Genomic DNA, 16,275 nt, shown 5'->3' on the forward strand with positions numbered 1-16,275 from the left:
CACCCTCCGGAGTCAGCGGTCCTCTCCCCGCGGGGCAGGTGTCTCTCCCCGGGTGTAGTGCCCGGCGTACTCCTCGGTGGCCGGAACCACCCTGATGACATCGATCATCACGCCGTCCGGTCCCCCGACGATGAAGTGGCGTTGTCCGAACTCCTCCGTGCGCGGGGGGAGGAGTTCGGACAGGCCTGCTTGTTCGACCAACCTGTGATGTTCGGCATCGACGTCGTCGACCTCGAAGTTGAGCAGGAGGCCACCTCGGAGGGGGGTGCGGTACCCCTCGGGAACGGTCGAATGGGCGTGATCGAGGAGGGCGAGCTCGTACTGCGGGGCATCGGGGCGGTGGAGGCTCACGTACCAGTCGGCCTCGAAGGTCACCTCGAACCCGAAATGGCGGACGTAGAAGTGGCGTGAGGCGGTGACGTCGCGAGTGGCGATCACCGGGTAGAAGCTGCGCAGCTCGGTCTTCACGGCGTCTCTCCCGTCGATTGGGGTCCGGTTTCGCATACCCTTGGTATGCGAAACCGGAGGCTAACATACTCCGGGTATGTGTGAGGGAGGGTGAAACGCGGATGGCTGTCACACGGGCCGAGCGGCGGGAGGCGACGCGACGGGCGCTGTTGGCCGAGGGGCGCCGGAGGTTCGCCGCCGACGGCTATCACGACGTCGCTCTCACCGAGGTGGCCGGAGCGGTCGGGGTGACCAAGGGGGCCGCCTACCACCATTTCGAGAGCAAGGCGGGGCTTTTCCGGGCCGTGGTCGCGGAGGTGCAGCGGGAGCTCGGTGAGCGGGTGGCCGCCGTCGCCGGCCGGTACGACGAGCCGTGGGACCAACTGCGGGCCGGTTGTCGGGCCTTCCTCGCCGCCGGTGTCGATCCGGTGGTGGGGCGGATCCTGCTGGTGGACGCGCCCGCCGTGCTCGGGTGGGACGAATGGCGGGCCATGGACGAGGAATCCTCCGCCCGGCACCTGGCCGAGGTGATCGAGGAGCTTGTGGCGACCGGGGGGATCGTCGACCAGCCGGTGGAGCCGGTGGTGCGTCTGCTCTCGGGGGCGATGAACGAGGCCGCGTTGTGGCTGGCCCGGTCGGCGGGACCGCGGTCGCTGGAGCAGACGGAGCGGGCGTTGGACCGCATGTTGAACGGGTTGCGGGTTCCGGACGATCCCCATCGAACGTGAACCCGCCCGCCGTGCTCCCCGGGGTCGGATGACGCGGCTCATCCGACCCCTAACGATGCGACTCCGGTCCTCGTGACGGGAGCGTCGGCCGGCCGCGCCGCTGTTCGCGGGGGAGCCCCGACAGCGGAGCCGAGGACGCGGCCGACCGCGTCGTCAACGCGCCGACGCGGGTGGTTCCGGCGCGCACCCCTCGCCGGCGGCCGTGACCCGGGGCCGGGCGGGGTCGGACGCACCACCCCGCCCGGCGGGGCCTACGCGTCGGACCCGGCCGGCACGGGGGGCGGGGAGAGGTCCCGCATCGCCGGGGGGCGGTCGGTGGTGCGGGTGACGGGGAGGGTGCGGCCCTCGCGGGCGGCGTCGAGGAGGGTGAGCATGGTGTCCAGCACGTGGGCCCCCAGTTCGGCCGAGGCGAGGTGGGGGCGGCTGTCGCGGAGGGCGTCGGCCAGGTCGGCCAGGCCGACGCCGCGCCCTCCGGGCCGGTAGCCGGCGGCGTGCGGCAGGGGCGTCCAGGAGCCGCCCCGACCGAGGGCGGGGGAGCCCTCGAAGAGGTTGGGGTCGGGGACGGACAGCGACCCGGTGGTGCCGTACACCTCCAGCAGGGGGAGCCGCGCGGCGTGCACGTCGAAGCTCATCGCGAGGGTGGTCAGCGCCCCGCCGACATGGTGCAGGACGCCGGTGACATGGGTGTCGATCTCCACGGGGAACCGGGTGCCCGCGCGCGGGCCGCCGGCGACGACGCGTTCGACGCGCGCCCGGGAGGCGGCGCCGGTGACCCGGGTGACGGGGCCCAGCAGGTGCACGAGGGCGGAGAGGTAGTAGGGGCCCATGTCGAGCAGCGGGCCGCCACCGGGCCGGTAGTAGAACTCCGGGTCGGGGTGCCAGCTCTCGTGTCCCGGGCAGGTCATGAAGGCGGACGCGGCGAGGGGGGTGCCGATCAGCCCGTCGTCGACGGCCGCGCGGGCGGTCTGGAGACCGCTGCCGAGGACGGTGTCCGGGGCGCAGCCGACCCGCAGCCCGGTGGCCCGGGCGCGGGTGAGGATCGCGTCGGCGCCCTCCCGGTCGGCGGCCAGCGGTTTCTCGCCGTAGACGTGCTTGCCCGCGTCCAGCGCCGCCAGGGTCACCTCGGCGTGGGCGGCGGGGACGGTGAGGTTGAGGACGGCGTCCACGTCCTCGCGGGCCAGTAGTTCGGCGAGGGAGCCGGCGACGGCGACGCCGTCGCCGGCCTCCTCGGCCAGTCGGTGGGCACGGGCGGGGTCGAGGTCCGTCACGGCGGTCAACCGCGGGCCGTGCGGGGGGTCGCCACCGAGGGGGTCACCCGACCGCCGGAGATCACGCAGGGCGGTCAGGGTGGTGAGGTAGGCGCGGCTGATGTTGCCGGCGCCGACGATGCCGACGTTCAGCGACTCGCCCACAGCATCCCCCTCTCGGTGATGGCGCGTACCCCGGGCACGTCGAAGTCGTCCGGCTTGTGGCCGATGGTGGAGACGAAGACCCGACCGAGCCCTCTCCGTCTGGTCCACACGGCGGGTATCCCGACGGGACGCGGAAGGATCTCGTCGGCCTCGAAGGTCGTGGTGGCCAGGACGTCGTTCAGGGGGTCGGTGGCCACCCAGTACTGCTCCGTGTGCACCTCGAAGGCGCCGAGTCCGGCGATGACCGGGTGATCGGCGAAGGTGTCGACGGGGTCGATGCGGTGGGTGGAGAACTCGGGCGGGTGCATCAGGAACTGCCCCCCGGTCAGCAGCTGGTAGTCGAGGTCGCCGCGGAACGAGTCGATGACGCCGCCGTGCCAGCCGGCGAACCCGGTCCCGGCGTGGACGGCCGCGACCAGGTTGGCGCACTCCTTCCGGGTGAGCTCGCCCATGGTCCAGCACTGGACGATCAGGTCGGTCGAGGCCAGCAGTTCGGCGTCCTCGTAGACCTCCAACTCCTCGGCCGTCGTGACGTGGAAACCGTGATGGCGGAGAAAGGGGAGGAACAGGTCGGTGGCCTCGATCGGGCTGTGCCCCTCCCAGCCGCCCCGCACGACCAGGGCCCGCCGTGTCGGTCGGTCGGTCCCGGGGCGGCTCGTGCCCGTGTGATCCGTGTGGTCCGTCACCCCTTGAACGCTCCTTCCATGATGCCGGCGACCATGCGCCGGCCGACGAAGACGAACAGCACCAGCAGCGGCAGGGTCGCGAGGAAGGACCCCGCCATGGCCAATCCCAGGTCGATGTCGTAGTTGTTCTGGAGGGCCTTGATGGCGATCTGAACGGTGAAGTTGTCGGGCGACTTCAGGACGACGAACGGCCACAGGAAGTCGTTCCAGGCGGTGACGTAGCTGAACAGGCCCAGGATGAACGCCGCGGGGCGGACGATCGGGAAGGCGATGCGCCAGAAGATCTGCCAGGTGTTGGCGCCGTCGATCCGGGCGGCCTGCATCAGTTCGTCGCTCAACGTCACGGACAGGTGTTGCCGGATCCAGAAGATCCCGAAGGCGCTGACCAGCAGCAGCCCCGGCACGATCACCGCCTGAAGGCTGTCGACCCAGCCCAGTTCGGAGACGATCAGGTACTGCGGGATGATCGCGAGCTGCATCGGCACGGTCATGGTGAGCACCAGCACCAGGAACAGTGCGTTGCGACCGCGGAAGTTCAGTTTGGCGAAGGCGAACCCGGCCAGCGAGCACATGACGGCGTGTCCGATGCCCACGCAGCCGGCCACGACCACGCTGTTGATCATGGACCGGAGGAACGGCACCGTGCTGAAGACCAGGTCGACGCGGTCGGGCAGGTTGCCACCGGGGATGACCGCCGGCGGCATCTGGTTGGCGGTGGCCGTGTCGGTGGAGGCGACGACGAACATCCAGTACAGCGGGAAGACGCAGACGAACGTCGCGAACACCAGCAGGGCGTAGGCCCACCAGGGGACCCGCCCCGGCGAACGGGGACGGCGTGCCGGTGGGGATCGGCGTGCCACCGGGGGCGTGGTGGTGGTCATCATCGCTCCGAGCGGATACGGGTGGACAGCAAGTAGTTGATCAGCGCGATGACGACGATCATGGCGAACAGTGCCACGCCGATGGCCGCCGCGTAGCCGAACTCATAGCCTCCGAAGCCCTGTTCGTAGAGGAAGAGGGTCAGGGTCTGGCACTCCCGGGTCGGCCCGCAGGTGAGCGGGGTGGCTCTCCCGGCGAGCAGTGGCTCGGTGAAGATCTGCAGACCGCCGATCGTCGAGGTGACGACGGTGAAGATGATGATCGGCCGCAGCGAGGGGATCGTGATGTGCCAGAACTGCTTCACGCCTCCGGCGCCGTCGACGGCCGCGGCCTCGTAGGTCTCGCGGGGGATGGCCTGGAGCGAGGCCAGGTAGAGCAGGGTGGTGTAGCCGAACCAGCGCCAGGCGACCATGGTGGCGATCATCACGTGACTGGCGCCGGTCGACTGGAGGAAGTTGATCGGCCCGATCCCGACCAGGCCGAGCAACCAATTCAACAGACCGTAATCTCGATCGAACATCTGGGCGAAGACGATCGTCGTCGCGGCCACCGAGGTGATGTAGGGCACCAGCATCGTCATGCGGAAGAAGCCCGAGAAGCGCAGCCGTGCGTGGTTGAGCAGATGCGCCAGGAGCAGCGCGGCCAGCAGTTGGGGCACGGTGGACAGGAACCAGATGCTGAGCGTGTTGCGGGTGGCGTTCCAGAACCGCCCGTCCTCCCACAGGCGGGTGAAGTTGTCGAAGCCGATGAAGGTGCGGTCGCCGATGGGGTTCCAGTCGAACAGGGCGATGTAGAAGGTGAACAGCAGCGGGAAGAGACCGAACACCGCGAAGAGCAGGAAGAACGGCGCGATGTAGGTGTAGGGAGCGACCCGTTCGGCGAGCCGGTGCCGGACCGGCCTCGGCCGGTCCGCCCCCGCCGCGGCCCCTTTCGGGGCCGTCGGCGGGGCGGAGGGACGCGGCCCGGACAGGGTGCGTGTCCTCACGGGTTCCTCACTGCCCGATGGCGGTGCGGATGTTGGCCAGGGCCGTGTCCCAGGCCTCGTCGGGGTCGGCGCCCCCCTGTTCGACGGCGGTGAGGGCGTTGAGGAACTCGTTGCCTATGGTGGCGCTGTCCGGACCGATCAGGAACGGCTCCAGCCCCAGCAGCGAGTCGGTGTAGATGGTGCCGATCGGCGCGTCGGAGAAGAACGGGTCGGTGCTCGCGGTCAGATCCTCGTCGTCGTAGACCTCGGGGGTGGTGGGCAGGGCCCCTGAGTCGAGGAAGTGCTCCAACTGCCCCCGGGGCGACTGCATTTCACTGATGTAGCCCCAGGCGGCCTCGGGGTTGGCGGCCTTCGCCGGGATCGCGAGGTAGCTGCCGCCCCAGTTGCCGGCGCCGCCGGGGATGGTGGCGACGTCCCAGTCGCCCTCGGTGTCCGGCGCGTTGCTGCGGATGCTGTTGAGCATCCAGGAGGGGGCGGCCACCACCGCGTAGGCGCCCTGCTGCATCCCGGCGCTCCAGCCCTCGGTGAACGATGCCTGCCCGGCGGAGATGTCGGCGGCGATGGCGTCGAGCGCCAGGTCGAAGGCGTCCCTGACCTCCTGGTTGTCGGAGTGGATCAGCTCGCCGTCGGCGTCGTAGTACTTCTGCGACACCTGGTTGACGGCCTGGTAGAAGACGCTGGTGGGGGCGTTGTCGATGAACGCGTTGCCGGTGGCCTCGGTGTACTGCCGGCCCACCTCGATGAAGTCCTCCCAGGTCGGCCACAGCGCGCCGACCTCGTCCCGGTCGGTCGGCAGGCCGGCCTCGGCGAACAGGTCGGTGCGGTAGGCGACGGCCATGCCGCCGACATCGGTGGGGATGCCGATGATCGAGCCGTCCCGGGCGACGCTCTGGTTGATCACCCAGTCCAGGTAGTCGTCCTTCATCTCCTCGGCGCCGAACTCCCGCAGGTCGTGGAAGTTCTGTGGCTGCTCCACGAACTTCGGCAGGTCATCGCCCTGGATCAGAACGAGGTCGGGAACCTTGCCGCCGGCCAGCGCGGTGGTCAGTGCCTGGGCGGTCTCCTGGGTGGTGCCGACCTCGGTCAGCTTCACCGTGATCCCGGGATTGGCCTCCTCGTACTTCTCGACAGCGGCCTTCTGGTTGATGCCGGAGAACGACCAGAACTCGAACGAGTTGCCGTCGCCGCTACCCGAACTGCCGGAACATCCGGCGGCAGCGAGGCCGAGTGTCGCGGCGAGGACCACCGCTGCGACACGTTTGCGGGAGAAGCTCTTGATCATCGGAGCGCCCTTGTCTACGAAAATTTCCGGAGCAACCACGAAACAATCACGTGGGCGGAGACGCTAGAAACGTTCGTCACCCCCGTCAAGGGGTGCGTCACGATGTCACAGTGTGATAACACGATCTCGATGGGTGCATCGAAGTGCGCTCGCGAAGTGGGATCGACCCCTCTCCCGGCACTTCCACCCCGGTGGTTCGGGGGTGTGATGGTCTTGAGGCGGTTTCAGATTTTCGGTGAAATCCTGAAACTTTCCTTGCCGTCGGAGTGGTGCGGCGAGTAGGGAAGGGGGTGGGGATCGACCTCCGGAAGGGCGCCTATCGGTATATTTTTACTCAAAAGGGACGAATATCCGCGTTATAGTGCCCTATGACCTCTGCCCACAACAGCGCTGAGGGTGACGAAGCTCCCGGCGGGCCAACGACTCTCGCGGAGATCGCCAAGCGCACCGGCGTCTCGGTCGCCACGGTGTCCAAGGTCGTCAACGGGCGGGACAACATCGCTCCCGGGACCCGGGAACTCGTCGAGGGCGCCATTCGCCGCCACGGCTACCGGCGGCAGAGGCGCGGCGGCGGCCCGGCCCCGCTGCTGGAGCTCGTCTTCCACGAGCTGAACGGCCTGTACGGGGTCGAGATCTTCCACGGGGTCCAGCGGGTCGCCCGGGACAACGGCCTGGCCGTGGTGGTCACCGAGCTGCAGGGCCGTCAGGTGCCGGGCCGGGACTGGGTCGAGGACGTTCTGGCCCGCCGCTCCACGGGCGTCATCACCGTGTGCTCCGGCCTCACCGAGGACCAGAACCACCAGTTGCGCAGCCGCGGCATCCCCTATGTGCTCGTCGATCCCACCGGCGAACCCGGCCATGACGCCGCCTCGGTCGGCGCGGGCAATTGGAACGGAGGGCTGTCGGCCACCCGACACCTGATCGAACTCGGGCACCGCCGCATCGCCGTGATCACCGGCGCGGAAGGAGTGCTCGCCGCCCGTGCCCGACTCGACGGCTACCGCGCAGCCCTGGACATGGCGGGCATCCGCTCCGACCCCGACCTGATCCGCATCGGCAACTTCCAGATCGCCGACGGCCTCGCCCACACCCGTCGACTGCTGCGCCTGCCCGACCCGCCCACCGCCGTCTTCGCCTCCAACGACCACGAGGCCATCGGCGTGTACCAGGCCGCCGCCGAGGCCGGGGTGCGCATTCCCCGGGATCTCAGTGTCGTCGGCTTCGACGACCTGCCCACCGCCGAGTGGATCGTTCCGGCCCTCACCACCGTCCGCCAGCCGCTCCGCGAGATGGGCGGCCAGGCCACGACGATGCTGCTCATCCTGGCCCGTGGTGAACCCCTGCCGGTGGACCGCCTGGAACTCTCCACCCGGCTCGTCGTGCGCGACAGCACCGCGCCCCCCGCCCCCCGGCGGTGACCGAGGGCCCGCCCTCCCGCGTGACGGCGAACCCCCGATCCGGATCCCACCGGAGCGGGGTCTGCGCGCCACCGACCCGGTCGGCCGCCGCGACGACCGGGGGTGTCCGAGGAGGGACGAGCGCTGCGGCTTCGGACACCGGGCTCCGGGGCCACGATTCCCTCTTGTCGTCCGGGGACGCGGTGTGGGAGGGCGTCCCGCCCTTTGTTCCGGTCTTCGTATCCGTTGCCGACCGTCATCGGCCATGCGGTTGGCCGCGCAGGACCGGCGAGCGTCCGTGGAAACGGGGAAGACCCCGGCTCGCCCGGGGTCTTCGGTGGTGTCCGAGGGGGGACTTGAACCCCCACGCCCGATAAAGGGCACTAGCACCTCAAGCTAGCGCGTCTGCCATTCCGCCACCCGGACAGGTGTTCCGCCCGCGACCCGGCGGTACTCCGCGCGGTGCCGTGGCGACGTGTTCACCATACCAAGTTCCGAGAGGTGCTCTCATCCCTGTTCCCGCCGGTCGGCGCCGGGGGCGAGCACTCCGTGCTCCAGGGTGCCGATCACCAGCTCCACGGCCCGTTGCCTGGCCGTCACACCCTCCTGTACGGCCTCCCAGCCGGCCGAGAGCAGATACCACAGGCAGCGCACGAACCAGTCGGCGTCCACACCCGGTGCGATGGTCCCCTCCCGCTGTCCGCGTACGAAGAGCGCGCCGACGGGGGCGTGGATCCGCTCCCAGCGGTCGTCGTCCCACCCCTCCTCCTCGGGTCGGCCCTCGGCGAACAGCAGGTTCATCACCGGCCCCAGGTCGAACATCGCCCGCACCAGGCGGCGCAACGCCTCCACCGGGGTTCCCCGTTCGGGCTCGGCGTCCGCGAAGGCGCGGGCGGTCAACTCGAACGCCTCCTCGCCGAGCGCCCGCAGCAGCGCCGGGCGGTCGGCGTAGTAACGGTGCAGGGTGCTGCGTCCCACGCCCGCGAGCCGGGCGATCTCGGACAGCGGCGCGGCGCGGTCGGCGGTCCAGGCCGTCACGGCGGCGTCCAGGATCGCGCGGCGGGTGCGTTCCGTGGTGCCGGGTGTCCGTGTGGTCCCGGCGCCGGGCAGAGGGCTCTCCGACATGGGGAAAGGATAAGCCGCGTATTACTGTGGAACATGCACAACCCGCTGTGGGACACTGTGTCCCATGAATGAGCCGGTGACTGTTCCCGACGGATCCACGGGGGGATCCGGGGCACCGATGGTGCTGCGGCCACCCCACCACCGCGTGCTGCGGCGCGCCGTCCCCTGGTGGATCCTGCGTTCCCTGGCGGGGTTTCTCCCCCTGATCGGCGGCGCGACGCTGCTGTACGCGCTGTGGGAGGGCGGTCGGGTGTGGAGCGGCCCGCTGTTGATCGGCCTGGTCGTGCTCTGCCTGCTGCGTACCGCCGTCGTCCCCTCCTGGCGGTACGCGGTGCACCGTTGGGAGATCGCCGAGGAGGCCGTCTACGCGGCGAGCGGCTGGTTCGTGCGCGAGTGGCGGATCGCCCCCATCTCCCGCATCCAGACCGTGGACACCTCGCGCGGCCCGCTGGAACAACTGATGGGGCTGAGCACACTGGTGGTCACCACGGCCTCCTCCAGCGGCGCCGTGCGCATTCCCGGCCTCGACCCGGAGGTGGCGCGGGAGGCCGCCGACCGACTGACCGAGATCACCCGCCGCACCCCCGGGGACGCGACGTGAGCGCCGCGCCGGAGCCGGGCACCGGCCCCGCCTCGACCGGCGACCCCGCCGCCCCGCCGGGCCCCGTCGCCGGGAACCGGCCGGTGGACGCCGCGGTGGGAGTTGACCGGGGGAAGGCCGCGCCGGCGGGGCGGGAGGCCGGTCCACGGATACCTTCCCCCATGGCCCCCATGGCCCCCACGGCCCCGACGGGCGATGAGCCCGGCACCGTCGGTGGCTCGACGCCGGGGGAGGAGGGCGTGCCCGCCGCCCGTCGGGGCGACGCCCCGGGGGCCGACACCGCGCCCGCCGCGCCCGGCGGGTCCGGGAACGGAACGGGCGCCTCGACCACCCGAAGCACTCCGGTCGAGGAGATCGAGAAGGCCGAGAAGGCCGGCAGGGTCGACGAGGGGGCCCCCGACGTCGCCCGCGCGCCGATGGAGGAGGACCCCGCCGGGTCCGAACCGGAGGTCGTGCACGAGGGGGCCGAGCCCGCCGCCGGGGAGGACCCCGACCTGCCGCCCTGGCAGCGGCTCAACCCGCGCATGATCCTCGCCGACGCGCTCCGCGTGCTGTTCTCCCTCGCGCCCGGCATCGTCGCCCTGCTGATCGTCCGCGTCGAGCCGACCCCGGGCGTGCTGTGGCCGCTGGGGTTCATCGCGGTCTGGGGCGCGATCGGCGCCGCGGCCGATGTCCTGCGCTGGATCACCACCCGTTACCGCGTCACGGACACCTACGTCGAGCGCCGCACCGGCCTGTTCGTGCGCACCTACCGCTCGATCCGCCGTGACCGGATCCGCAGCGTGGACGCCGACGCCCGCCTGCTGCGCCGGTTGGCCGGACTGCGCCGGGTGCGCATCGGCGCCGGGCAGTCGAGCATGGCGATGGAGTCGGCCCTGGTGCTGGACGCGGTCTCCCGTGAGGACGCCCTGCGGCTGCGCGGGCGCCTGCTGGAACACCGTTCCGTCGACCTCGCCGCCGGCGGGACCGGGGAGGGCGACGGCACGCGGGACACCGCCGCCGGTGAGGTGTACGCCGAGCTGCGGCCCTGGTGGGTGCTGTACAACATGGCGAACGTGTGGGCCTTCTTCATGGCCGCCGGTCTGCTGTGGGGCACGTACTGGATGCTGACGATCTTCGGCCTCGACCCCGCCGGGTGGATCGCCTCGTGGATCGAACGGGCCGGTTTCGGCACTGCCGCCACCGTCGTCCTCGCCCTCGTCGCCGTATGGCTGCTGGGTGTCGCGGGCCTGGCCGTCAACTTCTTCAACGAGTACGCCGGCTTCCGGTTGGAGCGGGTGCCCGGCGAGAACGGCACCGTCCTGCGCACCACGCACGGCCTGCTGCGCACCCGGGAGGTCAACCGCGACGACCACCGCCTGCGTGGCATCACCCTCTCCGAACCACTGCCCTGGCGGTGGATGCACAGCACCGAGGTCCACGTCATCACCACCGGACTGTCGATGTGGAGTGCCGCCGCCACGATCCTGCCGAGGGTGCCGAAGCCCACCGCCTCCCGAGTCGCCGACGCCGTGCTGGCCACCCCGGAGGACCCGCTGCGGGCGCCGTTGACGCGGCATCCGCGCGCCGCCCTGCGCCGTCGGTTGGGCTGGGCGCTGGGGATCACGGCGATCCTCACCGGCGCGGCGGCCTGGCTGATCGTCGGCACGGGCTGGTCGGCCGCCGTGTGGTGGGTCACCGGCGCGGTGGTCCTGCCGATCGCCACGGGGCTCGCCGTCGCCGGACACCTCGCCCTCGGACACGCCGTCACGTCCTCCCATCTGGTGTCCCGGTACGGCGCCACGAACCGGCACACCTCCGCCCTGCGGATCGGTGCCGTCAGCGGGGTGCGGATCCGGCAGTCACTGTTGCAGCGGAGACTGGGCCTGGCCACCGTGGAGTTCACCACCGCGGCGGGATGGGGGCGCTACCCGGTGGTGGACATGGCGGCGGAGCGCGCGGCCGACCTCGCCGCGCTCGCCCTGCCCGAACAGGTGGAGCGGTTCCGCGCCGAGCGGGCGACCGGCCCCGGACCGGTCGCCCGCCGGGTCGGGGCCGGGAAGGAAGTCGGGGACGGCGGAGCACCGGGGGCCGGGACGTCGAACGTCCGGTGACGCCGCCCCATCGGTGAATTCCAGGGTGCGTCGGGGCGATGAGGCGGAACCTCCGGCGGTTGTCCGTCCCGTGAGGGGCCGGGGTGGACGGGGCGCGAGACGGTACCGCCGGTCGGGGCGCCGGCACGTGCCGACCCGCACGTGCCGACCGGCACCCCGGCGGGCGCCGGGACCGACCGCCCCGGGCCGCTTTCCGAGAAGGTGCCGCACGCCCCGGCGACCCGTCTGCCCGCCCCCCGCCGGGGCTCCGGCGCAGGTTTTCGGAACCGAACGCCCGCCCGCCGGCGTGTTTCAATCCGTATGCCATACTCATCGCGCTTCGCGCGGCGGACACGGCGGGGGCACATCGGATCCACACCGCGCCCACGGGGGTTCGACCATTCCCCGTGGCCCGTGGCGACCGGGATTCGTCCGCCCCGGCATCCGTGACCCGCCGGCGCGGCGGTGCGCACCGGGCGCCCGACGCCCGGATCGGCATCGACGGTACGACAGCGAGCACGCGAACACGCGGGGAATCCGGGGGACGCATCACATGAACGGCATCGCCTTCGTGGTGGGCATCATCGTCGCACTGGCAGGAGTGGCCGTGGCCGTGGTGGCCGTGGTCGTCACCCGCAGGCAACCCCGGTCATCGGCCGCCGGGCCCCGCCGGCCCGCCGACCCCTTCGCCCCGGAGGACGGCACCGGTGGTGATCCGCGGACCATCGCCGCCGGCGACCTCGTGGAGTACCTGGGTGAGCGGCTGTTCGTGCGCGGCTCGCTGCGCCTGACGGAGGGTGGCTTCAGCTGGTCCGAGCACTTCCTCGACGCCATGGACGGCCCCGACGGCACCCGCCGCTGGCTGTCGGTGGAGGAGGACCCGGACCTCGAGGTCTACGTGTGGACCGAGTTGGACGACGAGAACGACGAGAACGACGGGGGCCCCGGGAGCCTCACGCCGTCCGCCAAGACCCTCACCGTTCGGGGCGTCACCTACCACCGCACCGAGCACGGCATGGCCGACTACCGCTCCGAGGGCACCACCGGTCTGCCCGCCTCCGGCCGCGTCGAGTACGCCGACTACGACGGCCCCGGCGGCCGGTCGCTGGCCTTCGAGCGCTTCCTCGGCGCGGACGGGCGCGGCACCTGGGAGGCGTCGTTGGGGGAGCGGGTGCCCAACGGCACCCTCACCATCTACCCGGGCGACGACTCCGCCCTCACCGACGGCGGTTCGGGCCCGGGGGCCCGGCCGTGACCGCGATATCCCTCGCCGTCCCCTATCTCGACACCGCGGCCGAGCAGTTGGCGTTCTCCCTGACACCGGAACGCCGCCCGGCCCACGCCGTCGCCCGGGTGGACCTCGGTGGCGGGCTGAGTGCCGAACTGCGCCTGCTCGGCGCCTCCCACCAGGTCTTCGCCGGCCCCGTCACCGAGACCGTGGCCTGCCCGACCGGCGGCGAGCCGGAGGGCGACGTGGAGTCCCTGCCGCGCGCCACCCGGCGGCGCATCGCCGGCTGGGGGTACGACTTCGCCTCCCGGGTGGAGCGCTGTGACGCGGCGGGTTTCCGCCGTCGTGTCGCAGCGCTGCGGGCCCTGGGCGCGGAAGGGCGAGCCGACACCCTGTACGCGGTCTTCCCCGGCTCGCCGGACGCGATCACCGCGCTCCTCGCCCGGCCGGCCGGCGGCGTCCCGGATCCCCGTCCCGGCTGGGACACCTGGCACGTCTATCCGCAGCACCGGCAGATCGTCACCACCCGGACCCGGTTGGAGGCACCGTGAGTCCCGTCAAGCGCCTGACCGTCCTGGTGGCGATGCTCCTGGTGGGCGGTCTGCTCGTCGGTTGCGGTTCCGCCTCCGGCACCGGCAACCCCGTGCCCTCCGCGTGGATCGGACAGACCTACCAGCGGATGGGCAACGCCTACACCGCGACCGGCACGCCGGAGTCGGTGGCCTCGGCGATCGCCGGTCACACCGCGCCGCGCGCCCGCAGCAGCAACGGTGATCGCCGGTTCCTGCGCTACCGCGACCACATCGTGGCCGTTCAGCCGCGCGGCGCCGGTGGGAGCCGGATCGAGATCGAGACCTACGCCCGCGGCCACCAGCGCTGGGGCACCTACATCGGCGGGGTCTGGCCCGCCCCGGGGCGGGCCGGTGACGGCTACCGGGGCGGTGGTCCCGGCTCCGGCAAGTAGCCGTCCGACCTGTCGGCGTCCGGTCGGCCGCGCGCCCCGGAACGCTCCCGCGCCCGCGTGTGAGACGACATGCGTCGGGGCCGGGGTACGCGCCCGGGCGCCCCGCGCGTCCGCTCACCGTCACCCCGGCACCACCTGTCGAACACCCCTCCCGAATTCCCGGAACTCCCCGAATCCCCCCAACCACCCCGGACCCCGGACAACCCCCGAAAGAGGAACCCCGTGGCAGACATCCTCGAGTCCGCCGGCGTCGTCCTGGCCTACGGCGTGGCCGGCTTCGCCGTCATGGCGCTCGGCTACCTCGCCCTGGACCTGGTCACCCCGCGTCGCCTGACCCCGCTGATCTGGACCGAACGCAACGTCGGCGCCGCCATCGTCATGAGTGGTCAGATGATCGGTGTGGGCCTGGTGGTCGCCGCCGCCATCAACGCCAGTGAGTTCCAGCGCGGTCTGGGCGCCGGCCTGATCAGCACCCTGATCTACGGCCTCGCGGGGGTGATCGTGATGACCCTGGTCTTCGCCCTGGTCGGTATCCTCACCCCGGGCCGGATGGGGGCGACCGTGCTGGAGGACCGTGACGGTCGCCCGCACCCCGCCGCCTGGGTCCAGGGCGCCATGTACATCGCCACCGCGGTGATGCTCACCGCCGCCCTTTCCTGACTTTCCCGCCCGGACCGGGCGGCGGGCCGGTACCGCACCGGTCGGTCCGCCGCCGGGCCCACCCCGCCCCACCACCCAGCGGAGCACGCGGCATGAGCACCACCTCCGAGACCCCCGCCTCCGTCACCGCGCCCCCGGCCGGGGCGCCGGTGGACCCCGGACCCGCCGGCTCCGTCCCGCCGCCCCCGCCCGGCGACGCCGACGGCCCGACCGCCGGTGACGGGAGCGGCGCCGGGGGCGTGCCGCGCGCCCGGGGCGCCCGGTTCCTGCTGCTGCTCTCGGTCTTCGTCTGCGCCGCCTGCGGCCTGGTCTACGAGCTGGCCCTGGTGGCCCTGGGCGGCTACCTGATCGGCAACACCGTCCTGCAGACCTCCATCGTGCTGTCGGTGATGGTCTTCGCCATGGGCGTCGGCTCGTTGGCCGCCAAACCCCTGCAGCGCCACGCCATCGAGGCGTTCGCGATCGTGGAGGGGATACTGGCCCTGGTCGGCGGCCTGTCGGTGCTCCTGCTGTACGCGGCCTTCGCCTGGCTGAACATCTACACCGTCGCCGTGGTCGTCATCGCCTTCGTCGTCGGCGCCCTCATCGGCGCGGAGATCCCGCTGCTGATGACCATGTTGCAGTGGATCCGACGGCAGGACGCCGGTCGGGCGGTCGCCGACATGTTCGCCGTCGACTACATCGGCGCCCTGATCGGCGGTCTCAGCTTCCCGCTGTTGCTCCTGCCGCTCTTCGGGCAGATCAAGGGTGCCCTGGTGGTCGGCGGCGTCAACGCCGTGGCCGGCATCGCCGTGGTGCTGTGGATCTTCCGGGCCCGCGTCCGGCCCCTGGTCCGGGCCGGTCTGATCGCCGGAATGGCGGGCGTGCTGGTGGTGCTCGCCGGCGCCTTCGCCCTCGCCGACCGCTTCGAGGTCACCGCCCGCCAGCAGTTGTACCGCGACCCCATCGCGTACGCCGAGCGCACCGACTACCAGGAGATCGTCGTCACCCGCGCCCCCGGTCTGCTGGGTGTGGAGGATTTGCGGCTCTTCCTCAACGGCGACCTCCAGTTCTCCTCCGTGGACGAGTACCGCTACCACGAGGCCCTCGTCCACCCGGCGCTCGCCGGCGAACGCTCCTCGGTTCTGATCATCGGCGGCGGGGACGCCCTGGCCCTGCGCGAGGTGCTGCGCTACCCGGACGTGGAGTCGGTGACCCTGGTGGACCTCGACCCCGCCATGACCGACCTGGCCCGCGGCTGGGACCCCTTGGTCGAACTCAACGACAACGCCCTGGCCGACGACCGGGTCACGGTCGTCAACGACGACGCCTTCGGTTGGCTGCGCGAGGCCCGGGGCCCCTACGACGTGGTGATCACCGACCTGCCCGACCCGCAGGACATCGCCACGGCCAAGCTCTACTCGGTGGAGTTCTACACCCTCATCGGCCGTGTCCTGGACCCCGACGGGTACCTGGTCGTCCAGTCCGGCTCCCCGTACTTCGCGCCGCGCACCTTCTGGTCCATCGAGGCGGGCGTGCGGGAGGCCGGCTTCGGCACCACGCCCTACCAGGTGGACGTGCCCAGCTTCGGCAACTGGGGGTACGTACTGGCCGCGCCCGGCGGCCGGATCCCCCGGCCGGAACTGGCGCCCCCGGCCGAGCGACCCGACCTGCGTTTCCTGGACGAGGCGGTGGTGGAGGCGGCCACCGTCTTCCCCCTCGACCGCCGCGATCCCGGCGTGCGCCCCAGCACCCTGATGCACCCGGTGGTCCTGGAGTACCGCAACCGCGAGTGGCAACAGAACTGACCGGACCGTCCCGATCGCGGCC

General features: G+C 71.7%; 16 protein-coding genes and 1 tRNA gene. 9 read left to right on the plus strand and 8 right to left on the minus strand.

The genetic code is table 11. From position 1 onward, the window contains the following. Positions 1 to 12 precede the first annotated feature (12 nt). Positions 13 to 468 carry a VOC family protein gene (locus tag LZF96_RS12975; RefSeq protein WP_233870617.1) on the minus strand — a complete coding sequence of 152 codons (456 nt, stop codon included), beginning with the start codon at positions 466 to 468 and terminating at the stop codon, positions 13 to 15. 101 nt (positions 469 to 569) lie between these two features. Here LZF96_RS12975 and LZF96_RS12980 point away from each other — a divergent pair, with 101 nt between their 5' ends. Further along, entirely contained in the window at positions 570 to 1,175 is a 606-nt protein-coding gene (locus LZF96_RS12980) for a TetR/AcrR family transcriptional regulator (RefSeq protein ID WP_233870620.1), read from the plus strand. 251 nt (positions 1,176 to 1,426) lie between these two features. Here the strand turns inward: LZF96_RS12980 and LZF96_RS12985 are convergent, their stop codons facing one another. The 5 genes from LZF96_RS12985 to LZF96_RS13005 are packed head-to-tail and all read right to left on the minus strand — an operon-like array spanning position 1,427 to position 6,419. Next, complete coding sequence (locus LZF96_RS12985) at positions 1,427 to 2,587, minus strand: Gfo/Idh/MocA family protein (protein ID WP_233870623.1); 1,161 nt, start codon at positions 2,585 to 2,587, stop codon at positions 1,427 to 1,429. Next, complete coding sequence (locus tag LZF96_RS12990) at positions 2,572 to 3,273, minus strand: ThuA domain-containing protein (RefSeq protein WP_233870626.1); 702 nt, start codon at positions 3,271 to 3,273, stop codon at positions 2,572 to 2,574. Before LZF96_RS12990 ends, LZF96_RS12985 begins: the two co-directional genes overlap by 16 nt. Then, a complete protein-coding gene (locus LZF96_RS12995; protein WP_233870630.1) occupies positions 3,270 to 4,154 on the minus strand; it encodes a carbohydrate ABC transporter permease in 885 nt (294 codons plus the stop codon). Before LZF96_RS12995 ends, LZF96_RS12990 begins: the two co-directional genes overlap by 4 nt. After that, positions 4,154 to 5,137 (minus strand): carbohydrate ABC transporter permease, encoded by a 984-nt coding sequence (locus LZF96_RS13000; protein ID WP_233870633.1) that lies wholly within the window; start codon positions 5,135 to 5,137, stop codon positions 4,154 to 4,156. The genes LZF96_RS12995 and LZF96_RS13000 overlap by 1 nt, the downstream gene beginning before the upstream one ends. 7 nt (positions 5,138 to 5,144) lie before the next feature. Continuing rightward, a complete protein-coding gene (locus tag LZF96_RS13005; RefSeq protein WP_233870636.1) occupies positions 5,145 to 6,419 on the minus strand; it encodes an extracellular solute-binding protein in 1,275 nt (424 codons plus the stop codon). A gap of 368 nt (positions 6,420 to 6,787) precedes the next feature. On the opposite strand from LZF96_RS13005, the gene LZF96_RS13010 reads away from it, so the two are divergent. Further along, positions 6,788 to 7,837 (plus strand): LacI family DNA-binding transcriptional regulator, encoded by a 1,050-nt coding sequence (locus LZF96_RS13010; RefSeq protein WP_233870639.1) that lies wholly within the window; start codon positions 6,788 to 6,790, stop codon positions 7,835 to 7,837. A gap of 317 nt (positions 7,838 to 8,154) precedes the next feature. Here LZF96_RS13010 and LZF96_RS13015 read toward each other — a convergent pair. Both LZF96_RS13015 and LZF96_RS13020 read right to left on the minus strand, forming a co-directional pair. After that, a tRNA-Leu gene (locus LZF96_RS13015) sits at positions 8,155 to 8,242 on the minus strand. Between the two features lie 81 nt (positions 8,243 to 8,323). After that, the gene (locus tag LZF96_RS13020; protein WP_233870642.1) at positions 8,324 to 8,941 is read right to left on the minus strand and encodes a TetR/AcrR family transcriptional regulator; all 618 of its coding nucleotides are present in this window, start codon (positions 8,939 to 8,941) and stop codon (positions 8,324 to 8,326) included. 64 nt (positions 8,942 to 9,005) lie between these two features. Between LZF96_RS13020 and LZF96_RS13025 the strand changes: the two genes are divergently transcribed. From LZF96_RS13025 to LZF96_RS13055, 7 genes are all read left to right on the plus strand, one after another. Further along, a complete protein-coding gene (locus LZF96_RS13025; RefSeq protein ID WP_233870645.1) occupies positions 9,006 to 9,542 on the plus strand; it encodes a PH domain-containing protein in 537 nt (178 codons plus the stop codon). Positions 9,543 to 9,712: 170 nt separating this feature from the next. After that, positions 9,713 to 11,635: a PH domain-containing protein gene (locus LZF96_RS13030; protein ID WP_233870649.1), complete on the plus strand. Its 1,923-nt coding sequence runs from the start codon at positions 9,713 to 9,715 to the stop codon at positions 11,633 to 11,635. Positions 11,636 to 12,167: 532 nt separating this feature from the next. Next, complete coding sequence (locus LZF96_RS13035; RefSeq protein ID WP_233870653.1) at positions 12,168 to 12,869, plus strand: DUF4178 domain-containing protein; 702 nt, start codon at positions 12,168 to 12,170, stop codon at positions 12,867 to 12,869. Continuing rightward, entirely contained in the window at positions 12,866 to 13,393 is a 528-nt protein-coding gene (locus LZF96_RS13040) for a DUF2617 family protein (RefSeq protein WP_233870656.1), read from the plus strand. The genes LZF96_RS13035 and LZF96_RS13040 overlap by 4 nt, the downstream gene beginning before the upstream one ends. Then, positions 13,390 to 13,806 carry a DUF4247 domain-containing protein gene (locus tag LZF96_RS13045; RefSeq protein WP_233870659.1) on the plus strand — a complete coding sequence of 139 codons (417 nt, stop codon included), beginning with the start codon at positions 13,390 to 13,392 and terminating at the stop codon, positions 13,804 to 13,806. The genes LZF96_RS13040 and LZF96_RS13045 overlap by 4 nt, the downstream gene beginning before the upstream one ends. Before the next feature lie 222 nt (positions 13,807 to 14,028). Beyond that, on the plus strand, positions 14,029 to 14,466 hold the full coding sequence (locus LZF96_RS13050) for a DUF350 domain-containing protein (RefSeq protein ID WP_233870663.1): 438 nt from the start codon (positions 14,029 to 14,031) through the stop codon (positions 14,464 to 14,466). 92 nt (positions 14,467 to 14,558) lie between these two features. Further along, positions 14,559 to 16,253 (plus strand): polyamine aminopropyltransferase, encoded by a 1,695-nt coding sequence (locus tag LZF96_RS13055; protein WP_308294197.1) that lies wholly within the window; start codon positions 14,559 to 14,561, stop codon positions 16,251 to 16,253. The last annotated feature ends 22 nt before the right edge of the window (positions 16,254 to 16,275 follow it).

The sequence above is a fragment of the Streptomyces sp. ST2-7A genome, from assembly GCF_021390475.1.
In the GTDB taxonomy this organism is placed as follows: Bacteria; Actinomycetota; Actinomycetes; order Streptomycetales; family Streptomycetaceae; genus Streptomyces.

What these genes read in the sequence shown, in the direction of transcription:
- LZF96_RS12995 (WP_233870630.1), bottom strand. Translation starts at nt 4,154, where the DNA reads ATGACCACCACCACGCCCCCGGTGGCACGCCGATCCCCACCGGCACGC.
- LZF96_RS13055 (WP_308294197.1), top strand. Translation starts at nt 14,559, where the DNA reads ATGAGCACCACCTCCGAGACCCCCGCCTCCGTCACCGCGCCCCCGGCC.
- LZF96_RS13020 (WP_233870642.1), bottom strand. Translation starts at nt 8,941, where the DNA reads ATGTCGGAGAGCCCTCTGCCCGGCGCCGGGACCACACGGACACCCGGC.
- LZF96_RS13035 (WP_233870653.1), top strand. Translation starts at nt 12,168, where the DNA reads ATGAACGGCATCGCCTTCGTGGTGGGCATCATCGTCGCACTGGCAGGA.
- LZF96_RS13025 (WP_233870645.1), top strand. Translation starts at nt 9,006, where the DNA reads ATGAATGAGCCGGTGACTGTTCCCGACGGATCCACGGGGGGATCCGGG.
- LZF96_RS13005 (WP_233870636.1), bottom strand. Translation starts at nt 6,419, where the DNA reads ATGATCAAGAGCTTCTCCCGCAAACGTGTCGCAGCGGTGGTCCTCGCC.
- LZF96_RS13010 (WP_233870639.1), top strand. Translation starts at nt 6,788, where the DNA reads ATGACCTCTGCCCACAACAGCGCTGAGGGTGACGAAGCTCCCGGCGGG.
- LZF96_RS13030 (WP_233870649.1), top strand. Translation starts at nt 9,713, where the DNA reads ATGGCCCCCACGGCCCCGACGGGCGATGAGCCCGGCACCGTCGGTGGC.
- LZF96_RS12980 (WP_233870620.1), top strand. Translation starts at nt 570, where the DNA reads ATGGCTGTCACACGGGCCGAGCGGCGGGAGGCGACGCGACGGGCGCTG.